The 17757-nt window shown below is 56.5% G+C and carries 10 protein-coding genes and 1 pseudogene; 1 reads left to right on the top strand and 10 read right to left on the bottom strand.

All coding sequences use genetic code 11. The features are described 5' to 3' along the window. Positions 1–9: 9 nt before the first annotated feature. The 8 genes and pseudogenes from BLR63_RS26070 to BLR63_RS32000 all read right to left on the bottom strand — a co-directional run. Positions 10–3309, bottom strand: a complete 3300-nt coding sequence (locus BLR63_RS26070; protein WP_010562361.1) for an STY4851/ECs_5259 family protein — start codon at positions 3307–3309, stop codon at positions 10–12. 68 nt (positions 3310–3377) lie between these two features. Then, positions 3378–6566 carry a type I restriction endonuclease subunit R gene (locus BLR63_RS26065; protein ID WP_010562360.1) on the bottom strand — a complete coding sequence of 1063 codons (3189 nt, stop codon included), beginning with the start codon at positions 6564–6566 and terminating at the stop codon, positions 3378–3380. 229 nt (positions 6567–6795) lie between these two features. Continuing rightward, positions 6796–8262 (bottom strand): ATP-binding protein, encoded by a 1467-nt coding sequence (locus tag BLR63_RS26060; protein ID WP_010562359.1) that lies wholly within the window; start codon positions 8260–8262, stop codon positions 6796–6798. Positions 8263–8332: 70 nt separating this feature from the next. Beyond that, entirely contained in the window at positions 8333–9280 is a 948-nt protein-coding gene (locus BLR63_RS26055) for a GIY-YIG nuclease family protein (RefSeq protein WP_010562358.1), read from the bottom strand. Beyond that, positions 9277–10611 carry a restriction endonuclease subunit S gene (locus BLR63_RS26050; protein WP_130926027.1) on the bottom strand — a complete coding sequence of 445 codons (1335 nt, stop codon included), beginning with the start codon at positions 10609–10611 and terminating at the stop codon, positions 9277–9279. The genes BLR63_RS26055 and BLR63_RS26050 overlap by 4 nt, the downstream gene beginning before the upstream one ends. Further along, positions 10608–12533 (bottom strand): type I restriction-modification system subunit M, encoded by a 1926-nt coding sequence (locus tag BLR63_RS26045; RefSeq protein ID WP_010562356.1) that lies wholly within the window; start codon positions 12531–12533, stop codon positions 10608–10610. The genes BLR63_RS26050 and BLR63_RS26045 overlap by 4 nt, the downstream gene beginning before the upstream one ends. Before the next feature lie 161 nt (positions 12534–12694). Further along, positions 12695–13642, bottom strand: a complete 948-nt coding sequence (locus BLR63_RS26040; protein WP_010562355.1) for a YagK/YfjJ domain-containing protein — start codon at positions 13640–13642, stop codon at positions 12695–12697. Between the two features lie 337 nt (positions 13643–13979). Further along, positions 13980–14078: pseudogene (locus BLR63_RS32000) on the bottom strand (AlpA family transcriptional regulator); the annotation flags it as partial. 51 nt (positions 14079–14129) lie between these two features. On the opposite strand from BLR63_RS32000, the gene BLR63_RS31995 reads away from it, so the two are divergent. Then, positions 14130–14354 carry a helicase-related protein gene (locus tag BLR63_RS31995; protein WP_231998196.1) on the top strand — a complete coding sequence of 75 codons (225 nt, stop codon included), beginning with the start codon at positions 14130–14132 and terminating at the stop codon, positions 14352–14354. Here the strand turns inward: BLR63_RS31995 and BLR63_RS26030 are convergent. Beyond that, positions 14273–15700: a UvrD-helicase domain-containing protein gene (locus BLR63_RS26030; protein ID WP_010562354.1), complete on the bottom strand. Its 1428-nt coding sequence runs from the start codon at positions 15698–15700 to the stop codon at positions 14273–14275. The two genes, BLR63_RS31995 and BLR63_RS26030, sit on opposite strands and share 82 nt — an antisense overlap. Then, entirely contained in the window at positions 15690–17417 is a 1728-nt protein-coding gene (locus BLR63_RS26025; protein ID WP_010562353.1) for an ATP-dependent nuclease, read from the bottom strand. Before BLR63_RS26025 ends, BLR63_RS26030 begins: the two co-directional genes overlap by 11 nt. Between the last annotated feature and the right edge of the window lie 340 nt (positions 17418–17757).

The raw sequence follows: 17757 nt of genomic DNA, 5'->3' as shown, positions 1-17757 counted from the left end.
TGCAACTCCTTATGCCTCGTTCTGCGAGGCGAGTAAATAGGACACCACCAAGGCATGTACCGGTATGAACCAGCCTTGGCGGTCGAAGTCGGCAACCAGACGGATAGCAAATTTCAAATAGGCCGGCGTTGCTGGCAAGTCGGTGATTTTGGCCCGTCCAGCGGTGACAAAAGCCATGAAGATCGGTAGATAGGCCACTGCATCGGTGAACTCCGCCAGCGAAAGAGCTTTCACCAGAGGCGGCAGCAACTGCCTGTCAATCCAGCTGGAAAGTTCGCTGCCCAGCAAGGTAGGCCAGTTCCGATTGGCTTCATGCAGGTGCCTTAGGCCCTGATACCAAGCCGGCAGAACCTGCTCCAGAGGTAGCTTCTTTAATGAGCTGCAATTGCCAGTGCTTAGGTAGTCCCCAAGGTAATCGAAGCCGGAAACGATGCAACGCAGTGCCTCGGCGCGCTTCGAGACGAGAGTATTGACCAGTGCGTCAGGAAGTCCGGTCAGTCGCATATAGTCGTGGAACAGTCGATAGGCCTGTGCCCACAGTGGAAGCGGGATGGTTTCCCAGATGACGGAGAGTTCATCGCGGATGCGTGCGCAGAACGACTCATCCATCTCAAGGCGAAACACCGAGAAACTCAACGCCTCTTGATTGCGCGAAAGAGCCTTCCAGGTTTCGAAGGAAGAGAGTGGCAGGTGGCGGTAGTTCTGCTTCAAGTCAGCCAAGTACTGCCAGCCGCTGTGGTTGAAATCGTACGCCATGGCTGCAATCTGTTGGTCGATGGCATGCGGATTGTGCTCAGGGTGAAAAACCTCTGCAGCACGGTGCAGTGAGCATATTTCAGCGGCGGTATCCAAGCCATTGACAGGTACCACGTATAAAGCCGGGCGAAAGCGAATGCTTGAGGATTCTGCCGGGTAGATCAGCCACGGTCCACGGGGCTGCATGGCTTGCGGTATCTCAAAGCTGCCGATGCCAACGGCTTCGCTGGTCCTCTCGGTCAATTGCAACGGGGTACGCTTGGGGTCGGATAGGAGCATGGCTTCAGCCTGCACGCCATCCAGTACGGAGGTATTAGAAACGCCACTCACGTAGAAGGCATGCCGTCCCTCCCACTGCAGCTGGCCACCATAGCGGCGTATATCGAGCTTCAGCAGCGGTTGTTCGGTTTCCAGAGAAAATCTGATGTAGGCATCCTGTTCATCCACTGCCCCCAACATGTTCTGCATGTCGCCTAAGTAGCTGAACAGGTTGAGCATTACAGGTGCTGAGCCTACCCGGATGCTGTATGTCCGCTGCGGATGCGGCTGTTCCGCGCATATCAGCTCCAGCTGCATATGGAAGTTCTGTCCCTGGGTAAGACCTGAGGTCAGTGAAATGCGATGGCCCATCAGATCGGCCAATATCAACTCCCTGGCTCGCGACGGATTGCCATATTGATCCAGCAGGCGTGCCCCCTGGTAAGGATAGGGCAGGTGAAGCTGGAGAGACGGCAGTCCTTGGCCTAATTCGAGAACAAAGGTCGAAGGGGGGGCCTCACCTTGGTGGCGCATGTAAAGTGAATTTTCGTCCCGTTCCACTACCAGAGCATTGCTGACGACGTGTAAATCTAGTTGTGCAACCCCTTTGATCTGGAGACGTGCAGGCTGTTCTCGTACTCCCGGGAATAGCGAAAGATTGAAATCTCTGGGTAGGACACCGAAACGGCGCTGCAATAGTGTCTTGCCCGAGCGGGTGCGTAAGGTATAACGAGCTGAGCCACAACGGCTGCTACGTTGACGGTCCAGTAGCTCGCCATTGACGAACTCAAGCAAGTCCTCTCTGGCATGAGGGTAGCCTTCAGGCAGTTCTAGGTTGGGCCAGCCAAGGTAGACCATCGCAGGAGAGCTTTCGTAAAGTGCAAATATACCCGTGAGAGTTGGTTTAGCGTCATCGTTGTCTGCCTGATTCAGCTCGACCTGATAGTGGTCATCCCCCCTTACCAGAGATAGGTTGACGTTTGCCTCCAGCCAGAGGCCGTTCTCCTGATCCTCGAGCAGAAAATTTGCAGCGCCACCTTCGCAATTGGTGGCAAAGCCCGGGGGGACTCGGAGTCGAACCAATCCGGATGACAGCGAGCAACTGGACGAAGCGACCAGTTGCCAGCGTTCGGAGCGATTCTCGAAAATCAAGGGTATGTCGTGGTAGTCGAGGGCACTACCATCGAAGAACTGGCAATGAACCATTCGCCCGTTATCCAGCAACCGAAGGCTCAGCGGCTCGTCAAGTCTGCGACGTTCGAGTGTGACCTGAGGGTTGGAGAAGCGGACCTTGAAGCCTTGTTCAGTGAGCTGGCCGTAAACGGCGGGACCTCTGGCCAAGAGCCTTTCACCTTCGTAATAAGCCAACTCAAGGCGGGTACTGCCCAGACTCGTCGGATCGACTACGAATGTTGCCTCCTGAGGCAGGATCAATTCGGTGCGGATCAACCACTGAGGCAATGTGCCATACAGAAAATGCTCGCAAGTGAAGACCCTGGCCTTCTCTAAGGCCTCCTTGCGCTCCTGACGTTTCTGTCCTGCATCGCGTAGCCAATCATTGAGCAGCGTGCGGGAGTTGCTTTCATCCAGCGGAATTGGGAAGGCATCCGTCCAGCCTGGTGCGACCTTATCTAGGTAGTTGGCTGGATCCTGTTGATCCTTCAAGGGGTAGTGCTCGACCAGATACATGAGCTGATCAACGATGCCCGCCAGCAGCCGTCGCGTTTCCAAGTTGCGGAAGATGAGCGGTAGCTCATTTTCGAAGTCCGCCATCAAATCCGCTGTTGTTCTGCGGTTACCTTCAGTGCGATAGAAGTGCTTGATCCCCCTGCGCACAGCCCGTCCAAATCCGTGCGACTCACTTTGCACCAGTGGCCAAGGAAGGCCGCCTTCGGCAAATAGAGAGCCGAGCCAGTCGCGACTATTCTCACGAAAGCGTATCGGTCTACTCCAGTACGCCAGCCCGCTACTTGTCAGGCTGGCATGCTGCTGCGGGGACAAGGAGATCCCAAGTATTGTTTCCGGCCCCGACCATGACCATGAGCTGTTGTAGTCGCGCCGATACTGCTCACTGACAAACAGGCAAAAGCAAGCAGCCAGGTGAGTTGAGTAGTTTTGTACTGAGCCTCTTCTAAAGTAGCTGCTCAACATTTCAATTAGTGACCGATACTCAGACTCAGTAACGTGATAGCTGTAGAGTGGCTTACCGTCAGGACCTTTAAACATAGTCCGGATGAACAGGAGTTCACTTAGCCATGCCTTAGCAGCAGTGGTGGCAGGTGCGTTCAATTCCATCGAAAACTCCTTTTATGTTCTCTGGCTCTACGCAGACTGCATGCCAGGTCCTGCCATAACTTTTTTGGTTAAATGCTCGTTCTAGTCGAGCTCAACAACTCTATTCCCGCATCCTTCTTCAGCAGCTCATACACGACCGTCAGGAACACATCTCGCGTGGATTCGTCGCTCAGCAGCTTGGTCGCCATGCTAGTGTGACTGCTCATTGCACTGGCAATGGCCTGGATGGCTTTGCTCGGCAGGTCAGCCTTCATCGCCTGGTCCATGGTGTTGTTCTGCACCTGAGCCATGACCACGGTATCGCCACGCAGCTTTTCGGACACATGCACCGCGAATGCCACTTGATCTGTATCGGTGATGTCTTTGCCGAAAGCGTTATTGAGCTTTTCGATCAGCTCGGTGAGGTATTTTTTCTCCCGGTCGCGGGCGTCGCGCAAGCCGTTATCGGTGATGCCATATAGCTCAGGTGCCTCACCCACGGCTGAAAGCCCTGCCAGCCCCTCTCCTTTTTTGATCTTGTAGTGGCTGAGTTTGAGATCATCCAGATCCACCTGTTCGGCGCTGACGCCCTTCAAGCGTTTACGCAGCAGCCGAGCGTAGCTGGCGAAAGCTTCCAGCGCAGGGTCGCCGAACTCCACCAGTTGAGCAATGTACTCATAGGTGCGGACGAACTTGGTCAGGCTCTCGCTGAAGATCATCAATTCATCACGACCCATGCAGTACTCCGCCCGTTGTACGTCGGAGTACTCCATCCCCTTTTCGTCACCGTTGTCGTGAGCGGCCTCCCAGGCCTTTTCCCACTGGTCGATGCCATCGTTGAGGGTCTTTAGCTTGCCATTGAAACGGTCGGTGGCTGATTGAGTCAGCGAATAAAGCTTCTGGTGAGTGACATTGCGATTCACGATGGCTTCGCCAAACGCCTCGACCTCAGCGGCTTCATAGATGAACATGCCATCCAAGCGCTGCTTGATGTCGTAGACAATGTTCGGGTCCTGAATATCTGCCACTTGAGCATCACGGTAGAAGGTCTTGAACGCTGCCAGGATCTCTTCTGCCTCGTTAGCAAAGTCGATGACGTAGGTCTTGTCCTTGCCGGGGAAGGTTCGATTCAACCGCGACAGCGTCTGCACTGCCTCCACACCCGAGATTTTTTTGTCCAGGTACATTGCCACCAGCTTGGGTTGGTCGAAGCCGGTCTGGTACTTGTTGGCAACGATCATCACCCGGTAATCCGGGGTGTCGAACACCTTTCGCATATCGCGGCCATTGAGGCCGGGGTTTAAGTTGGTCTCGCTGAACTGGTGATCCGCAGGCAGGCCGGTTTCCTGCACATCGCTATTGGGCACCTCACCGGAGAACGCCACCATCGCCTGCACGTTGTCGTAGCCCTTGCGCTGGCAGTAGTCCAGCAGCGCCAAGTGGTACTTCACCGCAGCGGCACGCGAGCTGGTCACCACCATGGCCTTGGCCTGACCACCGAGCAAGTGTGCAACGTTCTTGCGGAAGTGCTCGACGATCAGCTCGACCTTCTGCCCCACGTTCACCGGATTCAGTGACAGCCACTTGGCCAGCTTGCGCCGGGCACTCTTCTCGTCCACACGTTTGTCGTCGACAAACTCGCTGCCGATTTTGAACGCCACGTTATAGCCGGTGTAGTTCTTCAGCACATCAAGGATAAAGCCTTCCTCGATGGCCTGCTGCATGGTGTAAAGGTGAAACGGTGCCGGAGGATTTTCCTGGTTCACCGGCTGCGCCGCATTTCGCGGGCGGCCAAACAAACTTAGAGTCGAATGCTTGGGCGTGGCGGTAAAGGCAAAGTAGCTGGCATTGCCCGGTCGGCTACGCGATGACTGCCATACCGATAAACGCTCCTCTTTGCTCAGTCTGTCCCACTCGTCCTCACTCTGCCCGGTCAGCACATAGCGCAGGTCATCGGCGGTACTGCCGCCAGTGGAGCTGTGCGCCTCGTCGATAATGATGGCGAAACGACGGTCACGCAGGCTGGTTTCACCTAGAATGGCCTTCTGTGCATAGGGAAAAGTCTGCAGGGTACAGACGATGATCGGCACGCCGTCTAGCATTGCCTTGGCCAACTGCTGGCTCTTGGGGAGGCTGGATTGCTGACGGTCGATGGCGCACACCACCCCTGCCTGGTGCTCGATCTGCTGGATGGCATCCTGCAACTGCTGATCCAGCACCTGGCGGTCAGTGACCACGATCACGCTATGGAAATACGGCTCGCCATCCGGGCGACGCACGCGGATCAACGAATGCGCCGTCCAGGCAATGGTATTGGTCTTGCCCGAGCCAGCGCTGTGTTGGATCAGATAAGGCTGCCCGGCACCCTCGATGCGCACCGCGTCGATCATCTTGGTTACGCCTTCCCACTGATGGAAGCGCGGGAAAATCAAACCTTCCTTGAAGTAGGTCTTGCCGTTCAAATCCTGGGCTTCCTTGCGCTCCTGAAGCACGTAGCGATGGAAGATGTGCAGCCAATTATCCTTCTGCAGCACCCGCTTCCAAAGGTAGCTCACCGGGTAGCTGTCATTGTCGCCGGGTGGATTACCCGCCGCGCCATCGTTTCCCCGGTTAAACGGCAGAAAGAAAGTCGAATCCCCGGCCAGTTTGGTGGTCATGCGGATATCGCTGTCGCTCATGGCGAAGTGCACCACTGCACCACGCTTGAAGGTCAGCAGCGGTTCAAACCCGCCACTCTTGCGCTCCGGCTTGCGGTCCATCCGGTACTGCTGCATGGCAGCCTGCACCGACTGGGTGAAGTCGGTCTTAAGCTCCACCGTAGCCACGGGAATACCATTGATAAAGAAGGCCAGGTCGATCTCGTCGGTCTTGTCCAACGAGAAACGCAGCTGCGGTACCACGCGCAGGCGGTTGCTCGCATAGCGCTGAATCACCGTCTCGTTGCGATCATCCTCCGGTAACCCCTGGCTCATGGCTAAGGTGCCGCCACCGGCCACGGCGAAGCCGTAACGCAGCACATTCACCGTTCCGCCATCGACCTTGTTTTCCAGTTGTTTAACCAGCCGATCCAGCACCACATCGCGAGTGCCAGTACCGTTCATGGCATGCAACTTGGCCATGGCCTGCGGCTGGCTTTCCTCCAGCCAACCGAGCACATCATCAGGGAACAGCGCCCGCGCCGCGTCATAGTCGGCGGACTTGCCGACCAACCAACCAGCAGCAGCCAGTTGCTCGACGATATGGCGTTCGAGTTCGCATTCGTGGTGGATGTGGCTCATGGGGCGATCCTTCGTCTGGCCCGCCCCTATCTGAGAGAGGCAGTTTGTCTAAAGTTGGTCTTGAGTTCGTCTAATGCTCGGTGCCGACAAGCTGAGCCACCAGTCAAATACCCATCAAATACAAAAAACATCAGGCTAACGCCGCAAGCGTAATGATTTAGAGGCTTTAGCCTTGAAAATATGCCGCCCAACAGACGACGAATCAAATACCCGTCAAATACAACGCCACTCAAGCCCAGTAGGGCAGATAGCGTGAGTTTTTGTTGGACTGTCCCTCTTCATAGGGCTTGATAACCTGTACCTCTTTTGCGTCCCGAATAATCCGCGATGCCATCGCACTGTTTTTGGCATCGATTCCAAAGCGTTCACGCAGCGTCGTATTAGTCATCGGGTCACGCAGCACATAACGCAGGCAAGCATGCAGATAGCAGGCATATACCCGCTCCTGCTTGTCCATGTCCTTGAGTGCTCGGTGAGCGAACAGTACGACCCGTAGAGAGCCATCAGGGCGCTCCCAGCGCGGCGGTGGTAATTGATAGAGTTCCGTATCGGAAACCACCTTGTCCACGCCGCTACCCCGTTCTTCACAGATGCCGACGCGTCGCATAAAAGAGGCCAGCGCCTCATTGCGTGAGCGAGGCGGACTATCGAGAAAACGATCAACATCGACCAGAGGCTCACCGGGATTGGTGATCTCAAGGCGGTCATCAAAAATCTCCACCATAGGGCCTGCACCCGACACAGAGAAATCCTGATGGATCAGGGCATTGGCAATCAGCTCACGCACTGCCAAGTCCGGGTACATCGGCACATCCTTGCGCAGGGCCTTTCCAATTACCTCATTTCGAGGTAGCAGTGCACTGAGAAAATCAATCAACCCCTCGAAACCGCTGGCATAGCCCTTGTGCCCCTGCTGCTCACGTACGGTTTTCAGACGCCCCTTGCCTTCATAAACAATCAGCCGCACCGCCTTGCGCGCTAGCCCTTTGAATTTCTGCAACTCACGGGCAAACAAAATCGCGCCGAGGTTGGTGATCTCCCAGCGCTTGGCCGCATCACAACGCAGCATGCCATCTTCTTGCAGACGGCTGAGAATACCGCTCTGATCCGTAGGCAGTGGAAGCCCCAGCAATTGGAAATAAGCAGGGTAATCAAGTAAGGCCAAAGCCTCAGAAGCATCCAGATTGCTTGCCGCCGACAGCTCCTCGAAGGGGGTTCGGTCGAATACTCGCCAGAGCGCACGCTCTTGTTCAGGGAAGTCTTTCAACGGTTTCTTGTTCGAGCCAATCCGGATTAGCTCACGCCCCTCAAAGGTCGTCGGCTTACTGTGTGCGCTGGGGATTTCCAACAAAACCAAAGGTTTGCCGTCGACTTCGAAGGCATGAAAACGAAAATGCAGCCGAGGACTCAGCAGTCGCAGCAGCCAGCTTTCGAGCTCCTCGTTACCTTTCTTCGCGCTGTGCGGTTTGAAAGTAGTACCGACAATCTCATGGGTCTTGTCACTCACACCCCAGACCAGATAGGCATTGCTCTTGCCGTCCAGAGCTGCCGCATTGGATAAAGCAGCTAGGTACTCACCAATTTCCTGTGGATCGGCGTTGTTGTGTTTGAACTCCAGCCACGGGGTTTCGGCCGGGAGCTTACACAGCTCCCTGACCAAGCTGATCAGGTAATCGGCATTACGTTCCAAGGTCATGACGCCCTCCTAAAATTATGGGTGCCCGACAACTGACTCGCTGAGCTGCACAGAAAAGTGTCTGGCTTGCTCATTCTGCCTCCGGTTCGGGGGTAACGCTGTTTAACTGCTGATCCTGCCAGGCTGCGTAGGTTTGCCCCGTGCCCTCAACCACCCAGGAGGTGCGCCCATTGGCGGAACGGCCACACACCACGGCGGCGGCAGCGCTGGGGCTGCTGAAGGCATAGTCGTCGCTAAACACCAGGTTATTGCTGCCTTGTGCGACCATGACGCCTTCGCCGACCAGTTGCTTGAATAATCCCTGGTAGCCACGCTCGGTACCCACCCACTCGGCGCGGGCCTTAGAGCCCTTGAGCACAAAGAACTCGCCGTCGATTTCCTGCCCTTGCGCGCTGATGCTGTAACGCGGCACCTCCAGATTGAAGCGCGGCGAGTGGCTGACTGGAATGGCCGGGCTGGTACTGACGGCAGCGGAAGGCTTGGTCAGCTCACGCAGAAAGTCGAAGCCCAGCACCGGCAGCACGGTACGGATCTGCTCTAGGAAGAAGGCCATATCAGCGCGGTCGGACTCCGGCAGACTGCCATAATCATGCGCAGTGCCATTAAGCAGCTCGCAGCGGCCGACTTGGTTAGCGATGCTGATCAGCAGGCTTTCCAGATACTTCACATGGGTCTTGGTCAAGTTCTGGTCCTTGCTGGTGACCAGACAAACCTTTTCCCAGAAGTCTTTGCCGCCCGCCGTACCCTCGGAGGCCTCCGGGCGGTTGTGCTGTTTGAGGCGCTTGGCCACGTCATCCGACTCGCCGATATACACCTTGGAGCGCAGATTGTTATCCGGGTCGGGGCCGACCAGAAAATACACGCCGGTTCGCCCGCACTCGGGACGCTGCACCAGCTCGGCCAGCTTGCTGCGCGGGCCGGTGAGAACATGGCCGGTCCAGTTCATGATCTCGGCAGTAAGAAGTCCATTGGGCGTACCGTCCACCAGAAACAAACGGATGCTGCGGCCTGGGTTCATGTGGCCTCCCGCAGGTCGATTTGGCCGGTGACGGCGGCCGTGATTAGGGCGGAGCGGCGTTCTTTGAGTAGAGCAATGCTGCGCGCGGTTTTAGTTAGCAAAACATCAAGGCTATCGGACTCAATGCGAACATGATCTGCAATTTCTCGCTGCTCACGCTTTGGCGGAAAAGCAAACCGGTATTGGCGAAACTTCTCAGCTGGCAGATGCGCAATAGTTGCCTTGGAATCCGATTCCTCAAAAACCCCGCGCTTTTTTGCGGTAAGAAGTGAAAAGAAGAAAAATTCTGCCGTATCCGTGTTTTGTAAGCGCGGACGCAAACGATGTAGAGCTTTCTGGTAGCCGAAAACAGAGCTTTCACCCCTCCAGATAGCTGCACGCCCTACATCCCCACCTTCGCAGACCATCAAATCCCCATCCATGACGGTATAACGTTCAATCTCCGCCGGATGAATATCCATTTCAGGAAGATTTTGGATATTGATGGCCCCCCATTGCACATCCTGATTTCTAAGGTAAGGAACCAGGCTAGTCTTGGTGAGCTTTTTCTCGTCGAGCATTTTCCCTAGCTCAACTGAGTATCGGAAACTCAGCTTGCAGACGGCCCAATGCTCAGGCACCTCTCCCAGCCACTCTACGCCGGAGTCTTTCATCTTCACATTCGGATCGAAACCCTTCGTGACGGCATGGGTGATCAGCGCCTGGCGCTTTTCGCGCAGCAGTTCGATAAAGCGGGCTTTCTTCTCCACCAACGCGTCGATGCGGACGGTTTCGCGATCGAGGTGGGAAAGAATTGCGCATTGCTCCTCGCTGGGTGGAATTGTGAGCTGCATGGATGTCCATGCCTCCATACGGAGAGCCTTTGTTCCATGCCCGGCCTCCTCAAGACGGCACAGCGACTCATCTGCCAAGCCTCTGAGCAAATGAGCCAGAAATCTCCCATCCAGCTTCGACGACGCATGCAGAGCCTTCAAATCTTGATTGATTGCCATCGGCACCATGGCTTCAGCCACCGGAAATATCCGCGCCAGAATCATTCCCCTGACCACAACCAAAACGCTTCCTGCAGGAACCAGAGATGCAGCACCAGATGTAACCGCCAGCTCTGTCAGATGATCTTGCGTGTCCTCAAGCTGTTCCTTTTTGAGGTCTTTGGCCGAGGCCCAAGGGATATCGCCATCCCAAAATTCCTGCTTGTCTTTGCTGGGAGTGCCTCCGCTACGGAAAGTCACGACGTACTTGAGTGGCGAGACAGCCCAATGCCCCGGCACCTGCCCCAACCACTCCACCCCGGAATCCTTGTACACCGGGTACGGCTTGTAATGACTCACGCCGTCACCTCACCCAGCAGCGCGGCAATCTCCGCCTCCACTGCCTTCAAGTCGGCATCGATCTCAGCCAGCGCACGCGGTGGCTGGTAGACGTAGAAGTAGCGGTTGAAGTTGATCTCGTAGCCGACGATGCCGACCTGGCCGTCCTTCGCATCAAGCTTGCCGGTATCGATCCAGGCATCCGACACGTGCGGCAGCACTTCACGGGCGAAGTATTCGTCGATGGACTGGTTGAGCGGCACGTTCTCGAACTCGCGTAGGTCGCTGTCCGCCTGCATATTGCCTTTGTCGTCCAGTACCGGTTGGGCTTCGGCAGCACGCTCGCCGAAGCAGGCCAATGCGGCTTTCAGCGCGCCTTTGCTGAGTTTCTTGATGCCAGCGGCGTTGAGGAAGGCCGGCAAGTTATCGAAGCTGCCGGAAACGTTAGCGAACTCTTCAACCTGATCGGCACCCTTGGTGGCCTGGTAAGCGGCGAGCTTGTCCGGCGTGACCGAGAAGCGCAGGCGCAGCGGGCGCTCGACGGTGATGCGCCGGTAGCCGAAGTCGGTGGTGGCAAACACCTTGCTGTTCGAACCGTTCTTACCGGCCTCATGCAGCTTGGCAATTTCTGCGATCTGCTCCTCAGCGAGAAACTTACGCTTGCTGCCCAGGCTTTTACGCATGGGCGCGTGCATGGCGGTGGCGTCGATCAGTTGCACCTGGCCTTTGCGCGCGGCTTCCTTATGGTTGGACAGCACCCAGATATAGGTGCCGATGCCTGTGTTGTAGAACAGGTCGTTGGGCAGGGCGATGATCGCCTCCAGCCAGTCATTCTCCAGAATCCAGCGACGGATCTCCGATTCGCCGGAGCCCGCACCGCCATTGAACAGCGGAGAGCCGGACAAGACGATACCGATCCGTGTGCCACCCTGCTCTGCCGGCTTGCGCTTGGACAGTAGGTGCATAAGGAACAGCAGTGAGCCATCGCCCACTCGTGGCAGGCCGGCACCGAAGCGCCCGGCGAAACCAAGACTGGCCTGCTCGTCCTGCACCTGCTTCTGCACCTTCTCCCACTTCACGCCGAACGGCGGGTTAGCCAGGCAGTAGTCGAACTGCTCATGGGGCAACAGGTCGCTGGAAAGGGTGTTACCTAGCTTGATGTTCTTGGTGTCATAACCCTGAATCAACTTGTCCGCCACCGAGATGGCGTAGGTTTCCGGGTTCAATTCCTGAGCGTAAGGCACCAGGCGGGCATTGGGGTTCCACTCAGCCACCTGCTCGATGGCTGAGGAGAGGAAGCCGCCCGTACCAGCAGCGCAGTCATACACGGTGCGCACCACGCCTTCGCCATTCAGCGCCTGATGGTCGGGTGCGAAGATCAACGTAGTTGCAAGACGCACCACGTCACGCGGGGTGAAGAACTCTCCGGCGGTGTCGTTGGCGGACTCAGCGAACTTTCGGATCAGATGCTCGAACACCAGACCCATTTCGTGGTTGCTGATAACGCTGGGATGCAAATCGATGCTAGCGAACTTCTGCGTCAATAGGTACAGCAGGTTGGCGGTTTCCAGTCGGCTAAGCCAATCAGCAAAATTGAAGTGCTGAAATACCTGATGGGCATTGGCCGAAAATTTGGCGATGTAATTTTCCAGATTGGCGCGGGTGCTGGTGGAGCCGACGCTTTCCAAAGCAAACTGCGAGACGTTATAGAAGGTAGCCCCGGCGGTGGTAGGCAGAATCAAATCCATATCCACGCCGCTGGCGTGCATTGCCAGAAACTGGCTGCGCACCTTGTCGCGGGTAGGTTCCAGCACGCACTCCAGACGACGCAGCACAGTAAAAGGCAGGATGATGCGACCGAACTCGGACTGCCTGAAATCGCCACGTAGCACATCGGCCACGTTCCAGATGAAATCGGCGAGATTTTGCTGTTGCTGGTTCACGCAGGAATCCTTTAAACGGGTGAACGCAGGGAGGTTTGTCAGGCGATGATCGCCCCGGAGCCTCCTTGCGGTGGTGGTGTTGCTGATGGCAGAACCTTAACCGGTCAGGGAGCTGAGAACCAGCACGAGGGCTGCGACTTGTAAAGATTTCAGGTAGATAGCTACCGTCGCAATCCTTTGCGCAGGCACTTGCCACGGAGCGGCTTCAACCGTAATTGCTGAGCGTCCTTGACCAGGTAACGCACCGTTTTATGAACATTGCGCCGAATCGTTCGATCGCTCCGCAGGATCATGCCGATACCACACTTGTCTCCGTACTTTTCCTTGTCGTGATTGCAGCTATTGAAGTAGCCCTGCCCCCGCGTAATCCGCTCCCACAGCTCACCAATCTGCTTGGCTTTATAGATGTCTCCGCGCACTTCATTACCGTTGAAGAAGAAAGCCGCATGGATGTGGTATCCCCGGTCTTCACCCTGTTCAACACTGCAGATGTAACCAGTCTCAAGGTCGAAGATCGGATTGCGCTCACGCTCAGCAATCAGCCGATCCAGGTCGTCGAATACATGCTCGACACGTAACCTTGCCTGCGCTTCCGAGAGGTAGTACAGATTGACCCTGACTATTGTGGTGCGAGAGTAACGATCAAGCACAGCATCAACGTAATCGGTGACGCTTCCCTCCTGCTTCTTAGCCTGGAGGCGGAGGTCATCCTTCCTGCGGAGATACCATCGCTCACGAGTCAACTGACGGATCCGAGCAACCAAGACGTTCATGCTGTGGTGGTGGTCGAGCCAAGCCGTACCCCTTTCATTCAAGCAGACAGGACCATCAGGATGACGCTCCAGTCCAATGTCCTGGCATGCTTCCCAAAACGCTCGCAGGTGCTCGCTGTAGCGGTATTCAACTCGGTCATCGAACAGATCCATCATCTGCCGGATGTGAGTGAAGTATCTGGAGAGCCTGGTCTCCTCAACTCGCTCATAACCTGTGCGGGTTTGCCTGAACCGAAAGGCTGGGCTGTCATGCTGCTCGATGGCCTGGACGAGTCGTTCAATCTGAATGGCGATGTCGGACTGGGAAAGGTAGGTGTAGGTGTTGCGCTTGGTCATGGTGGTGTACCTGATTGGTTGTTCGCATATCAGGTACGTGCTCTGTGTACTTTTTAACCGAAGACGTATCGCTAGTCTGAGCAGTAGGTGCTGTGTAGCTGGATCATACTGCCTATTGAATTTTATGTATCGATAGTTAATAACTATATAACTAGAAGCAGCACCGTCTCAGATGGCTCCTCACGGCCAGACGGGGAGATGAGGAGCAACATTCCCAAGCCTACCAAGAGATTTTCCAAACCACCTTTTGGGGGAGTTAGCTGAGAAGACAGGCTTTCCCAAAGCGGCATAAACGCCATGACCAGCTACAGGCCGGTCATGGCGCAGTGATTAATTTTTAGCTGGCCACATTCAGACGACCAGATCGGGCTGAAGAGCTCTCTGCTAGGCCGCGCTCTTCAATTCTTGCCAGTATCCAGTCGTGCACCTCGCGTTCATCGACCGTGAAACCCTCAAGCGCATCGTGCCAGATCGTAAGCTTCGGCTAATGGTCGCCACCGATGCAGCCTGTGAGGGACTGCACCTGCAGACGCTGGGCGTGCTAATCAACGTTGACCATCCATGGAACCCGACCAAGCTTAAGCAACGCATACCAGTCTCCTGCCAATTACGCCCTGATCACGAGACAACTCAGCCGTTTCGCACCGGCGTGAGTATGGCCGTGGGAGAGCACACAACTACTTGCCTTGCGCCCCGTGTGAGGGCGACATAAAGGTTTTGGGCTGTCATCAACTCAGGATACAGAACCACCGAGACGTCCGCCTCCAGGCCCTTGAGAAGTAAAGTGCTGCCAACCGAACGTCGTGCAATCGGTCGACCAAGATGTCGATTGCGTTCGCGAGCTTGAATCGCTGCAGTCAGAAAGTCGGATGCCCCTCCTGCCACTGCTTGCATGGCAGAGCGACAGCAGTGCAGGACTTCTGGTCGGAACACGCGTGAGTCAGGCTGGTCAGCGAGGGCATTGAGCACACGATGCGCTCTGTCAAGCGTTGGCTCCGCGACGAATGCAACGGCCTCGGCCTCAGCCGGGGTCGGAGGCGTTCGGGCCCGTCCTCCACGAAGAGACTCGACACGCGTTCGTAGGTTTGCGGCACCAACCCCGGTCATCACGTTTGAAGCGAATTCGGCGAGCTGAGCCAGAGGATTGACGCCTTGCAGGTCGAACTGCCTTGCGAAGTTGACTAGATCTCGTAGGTCGACAGCTTCGACGGCCATGGCCCCTGGTGTCTGGCTCGTGAGCTGATGGCGGCCTTGCACGTTCATAGCGTCCCCGATGATGAGGACGCTGCCCTGAGCGTTGGGGGCCTCAGTTCTCGCGGCCACTAGGCGCTGCTGGACTTCGGTTCCAGCGTTCAGCTGAGCCCAACGTACTTCTGCCGGAGCCGTGCGTAGGTCCACCGGCTGGCCAGCCTGAAGTTGTTGCCGGATGGCGAGTAACCACTGCCCAAGGTTTTCAGCACCGGCCAGTCGCCAGCGCCACGGAATCCTCAGTTCACCCGCCGCCGGGAATTGGGGCTGAACTTCGTTCGCCCAATGCACCAGTCGATTGCCACGGAAACCGAAGATGGCTTGCATGGGGTCACCAAGCACGCAGGTCGGAAGCACCTGGGCCAAACCTGACACGATGGCATGCTGGACGACATTGCAGTCTTGGTACTCGTCGACAAGCAACCGTGCGTAGCTGGCACGGAGAGGCTGGGCAAGGTGGCCAGCGTGCAACAACTGCCCGGCGGCCTCTCGAATTGCAGGGTAGTCCGCGTTGGGCTGATGGAGCTCCAAGATTTGCGGGTTGTGGCCGCTTCGCGCCGGGAACCTGGCGATGAGACGCATCGAGAACCCGTCGATGGTGGAGACCCGATACGCGGAGCTAGGAACGCCTGCACGTCTCAGGCGTGCGCGCAAAGCCGCAACACCAGCGTTCGTGTGCGTTAGGACAAGGATGGGCTTGCTCTGCGTATGCGCGATGAGCGTGTCAGCAATCAGCTGCGTCTTCCCACAACCTGCGGGGGCTGTTATTGAGCCACGCTCGATGGCGAAGATGTCGATTTCAAGGGGCACTTGTGAACGTCCAGAGCTGGTTCGTGACGGCCATGAAGCCCGCTTCGGCCGTCTGCAGAGACGGGCCAACGATGTCCCTCGCGACTTCCTGGTAGGTTGTCAACGACTTGAACCACCCGCTGTTGCGGATACGGGATGCGGTACCCAGTAGCTCTCGCTTCGCGGGTGAGTAGCCATCCACGAGTCTTTCACCCTGGATGTCGTTCAGCGTCACGCGCCCTTGGGACCTAGTCTGAATATGCTCGTTCATCAGTTCGACACCCACTATCGCTTCGGCTTTCGCCAGAAGGGCATCAAGTGCTTGGTCACTGAGATGGCGGAAGATCTCATCCTCCAAAGTAAGACCCGGACGCCAGGTAAGAATTTGCCCACCTGCGGCCAAGAATGCTTCCGCAAGTCCTGCGGTAGACGGCTTGTCGGCGTCCACAAAAACCAACACGCGATAGCCTAGGTTCCGAAGTGCGGTTCCGCGGATAAGGCTATTATCAGGACTTCCCCCGCCAGCGTTCACGTAAGCACCTCCATGAGCCAGAAACGAGGTGGCCCCAAGGCTGACCCACCATTGGTCAAGGCCACGCGCGAAACCTACCTCACTAGCCCCCTCGCAGACGATGATGGATTTGGCGAGGAACGCCTCCGGGTCGGTCCGAAGAGTGCTCTGTACTTCATTGGCTCCCCCTGCCGTCATAACGCTGTGGCGTTCAGGCCCTGATCGAACAACGAACAGCTGGCTGCCGGACAGCTCGCGAAGCGCGACCGGCGAATGCGTCGTCATGAAGACCTGCAGCGGAGCTACAGCGTCCTTCGCGCCGAGAGAATCTAGGAAACGCATTAGCCGATGAGGTTCGAGTCCATATTCCACCTCATCGACTAGAGCAATTGGCGCGGCGCTGGCCGCAGCCCTCTGAAGCCCAGCCACTAGCAGGCGTGACGAACCCGTACCAAGGGAGCGTAGCGGAATGCCTGTCTCGCTGTGCAACGCGATGGCCCCCTCGCCAATCGACACAGAGTGTGCATCAAGGAGTGCCAGTGGCATCGCCCCGACCGAAACGCCGAGATGCTGCGCTGTCTGCTGCACGACCTCAAGCGTCTGGATTAGATGTGAGGCCGCTTGATTGCCAAAGTTCGCTCTTGCCTGCCTGGCGGCGCGCGCTAGTTCGGCACCAAGCTCCGCTCGTTCATCAGTAAGTCGATTGAGCACCGAACCACGACTCCATGACAGGTTCGAACTCGCAAAGCTACCAATGCGGGCGGGAGCTATTGCCGCTCGCTCTTTCCAGGGAAGGGTGCGCTCAAGCTGCTGCAGTTCCGCGCGCTCAGAGAAAAGCGTCCAAGAAGGCTCCAAATCGGCACCAACCTGCAGAAGCAATGTGATGACAGTCTCAATACCCACCCGCGGTTCATCTTCGACCGCTCCCGTTTCGGGATTGAATCCACGCAGGAAGTCGCCGTACAGGTCAATGTCCATCAGCGATGTAGGGAGATCGCCAAGCGTCACGCTGATGGTGATGGGCACTTCGACGTTCAGAGCGAAGAAATCCATATCGCCGAATGAGCTGCTTCGGCGAGCGCCAAGGCAGAGGTCAATCGCGTCGAGGATGGTGGATTTTCCGCTGTCGCCAGGGCCTATGAGGCAGTTAATGCCGGGGGAAGGCACCCAATCCAGCGCTTGGATAGACCTGAAGTTGCTGATTTTCAGTCGGCGAATGCGTGCCACAGTGACTCCTCAAAGGTTAACGGCGGTCAGTGCTCTAGCGACAGAGCCAGAGCCAGAGCCATAGCCATAGCCATAGCCATAGCCATAGCCATAGCCATAGCCATAGCCATAGCCATAGTCGATAGTATGCCGCCTCTTCATCAAGGTGCAGGGTACTTCAATCAAGTGGTGACTGTTTTTTTGACCACCACTATCATCCTGGGCTGGAACTTGAAAAAACCCAAGCAGCCGTTTAAGCAACTACCCTTGAACGGTGCTCTTGGCCGATTTTTGCCTAAAGCGTATGGCAGAGATCATTGAAGCTGCATCCAGGCTCATCTGACCGAGAGAAGCCTATGTC

The organism is Pseudomonas extremaustralis (genome assembly GCF_900102035.1).
GTDB classification, from domain to species: domain Bacteria; phylum Pseudomonadota; class Gammaproteobacteria; order Pseudomonadales; family Pseudomonadaceae; genus Aquipseudomonas; species Aquipseudomonas extremaustralis.
This window is presented reverse-complemented; position numbering and strand designations above follow the sequence as displayed.